Source organism: Candidatus Synechococcus spongiarum SH4 (genome assembly GCF_000586015.1).
Classification (GTDB): Bacteria; Cyanobacteriota; Cyanobacteriia; order PCC-6307; family Cyanobiaceae; genus Synechococcus_B; species Synechococcus_B spongiarum_F.
Map to the genome: position 1 here is coordinate 1 of NZ_JENA01000271.1, position 2,056 is coordinate 2,056.

Genomic DNA, 2,056 nt, shown 5'->3' on the forward strand with positions numbered 1-2,056 from the left:
CTCCCCACCGCAGGCCAGGATCCCGTCTGGCCGCCAGAACGGTTTGCACCAGAGCATCCGCCTCGGCCAACTCGTCGTCGCAGCAGTTGAGACGGATGGGGCGACCCTGGCCCCGGGTGGGATGGAGCACCTTCTCGATGCGCTCCTGGTTGTGGGCAATCAACCCGTTGGCGGCCTCCAGGATGGTGGCAGTGGAGCGGTAGTTCTTCTCCAGCTTCACCATGGTGCGGGTGTGTTCATCCCCCTGTCCGTCCCCGAAATCCCTCTGGAAGTCCATCAGGATGGTGAAATCCGCCGCCCGGAAGCTGTAAATGCTCTGATCGGCGTCCCCCACAACAAAGAGGGAGCGGTCTTGCCATGGCTGATCGGTGCATGGTTCGGCGTCGTTGGCGGCGAGCAGTCGCAGCAGTTCGTATTGGGTGCGATTGGTGTCTTGATATTCATCCACCAGCAGATGCTGGAAACGCTGGCGCCAACGCTGCCGCACCTGGGCATTGTCCCGCAGCAACTGCAGGGGAATCAGCAGCAGGTCGTCAAAATCCAGGGCGTTGTTGGCGGCCAGGGCGCGGCGATAGCGGCGGTAAGCTTCGGCAATTTTGTGGCCCCGGTGGCCCTGGTGGTTTGCGGCATAGGCATCGGGCAGGAGACCCTGGTTCTTGGCCCTGCTGATGGCCCAGCGCACCTGCTTGGGATCGAAGGAACGGGGGTCCAGGTTCATCTCCTGGGTGACGATCTCCTTGAGCAGACTGCGCACGTCCTGCTCGTCGTAGATGGTGAACTGCCGGGTCCAGGTGAAGCCTTCCGGATCCCGGTAGTGATCCATTTCCAGGCGCAGGAGCCGGGCGAAGAGGGCATGGAAGGTGCCAATCCAGAGGATTTTGGTCACCTGGTGGTAGATCCGGCTGCGAAGCTGCCGTTGTTGCGGTTCCGTCAAGGTGTCCCAGGACTGACCATGGGCGTCCAGGGCCTGCTGCCGGGCCAGCAGCAGTTCCAGCCGCTCCTTCATCTCCCGGGCCGCCTTGTTGGTGAAGGTGACCGCCAGGATCGCCTCCGGGTCCACGCCATGGCGGCCCAGCAGGTGGGCAATGCGGTGGGTGAGCACCCGTGTTTTGCCACTGCCGGCACCCGCCACCACCAGCAGAGGACCGCAGTGGTGTGCCGCGGCCTGCCGTTGACTGCTGTTGAGATGATCCAGGATGCTCATCCTGTTCCCGGTGATGTTGACAGTATGGCCCCGGGGTTCAGCGCCAGCGCCGCAGCCAGCGTTTGCAGTGGACGGCCAGGGGCCACGGGCCGGGGTTGGACCGCAAGGGCTGTTCCCCGGCGGCGAGGCGATCCCAATGGGCATTCACCTCTTGCAGCACCTGTTCAAGCTGGCGGAGCTGGTGGTTACTCCTCGGCGCCGAGGATGGAGAGGCGGCGGCGTGGGGTAGGGACGTTCCCGTTCGGCAGACGGACCGGATGCGCTCCACGTCCGCCGCCAGTGTGCCTGCACCGATCTGGAAGCAGTTGATTCCAGGGGTGAGGTGATCCGCCAGGGCGTGATTCAAGCTGGAGAACACCACGCAGCCACAGGCCAGCGCCTCCAGGGGGGGCAGCCCGAAGCCCTCGCTCACCCCGGCCCGGTTCCAGTGGTCGGCGGAATCGTAAAGATAGACTTTGCTGCGGTTGAACAGATCCTCCAGTCGCTCCACCCGGCTCTCCTGCACATGGACCCGCAAGCCTCGGCTCCGCAGGGCCGGCGCCAGGGTGTGGAGCACGTAGGCGCTGGTCTTGCGGTGTTGCACCAGCACGTCCAGGTCCCGGGCGCCGCCACGGTTTTGGAAGGCCGGGTCCACGGCATTGGGGAGCAGGAACAGGGGATTGCGCGGCGCCCGCGCTCCCCAGTAGGCCATGGTATTGCGGCTCACCGCCAGCACGGGGACACCGGGGGGCAGGTGAAAGCCGTAGCCACTGCTGTGGGCATGGTAGGCAACGGCCCGTCCCCGCAGCCGCCCCAGCAACCGGGGCACGTGAAAGCCCCAACTCACCATCCACAGAGACGCCTGACGCTGAG

Annotated in this window: 2 protein-coding genes; both read right to left on the reverse strand. The window is 65.2% G+C overall.

Features of this window, described 5'->3' with window-relative positions; translation table 11 throughout:
* A partial coding sequence (locus BG35_RS0109585; protein WP_025782647.1) for an ATP-dependent helicase occupies positions 1 to 1,204 on the reverse strand: 1,204 nt, incomplete at its 3' end.
* Between the two features lie 37 nt (positions 1,205 to 1,241).
* The coding region (locus BG35_RS0109590; protein ID WP_034418422.1) for a glycosyltransferase at positions 1,242 to 2,056 on the reverse strand (815 nt) is incomplete at its 5' end.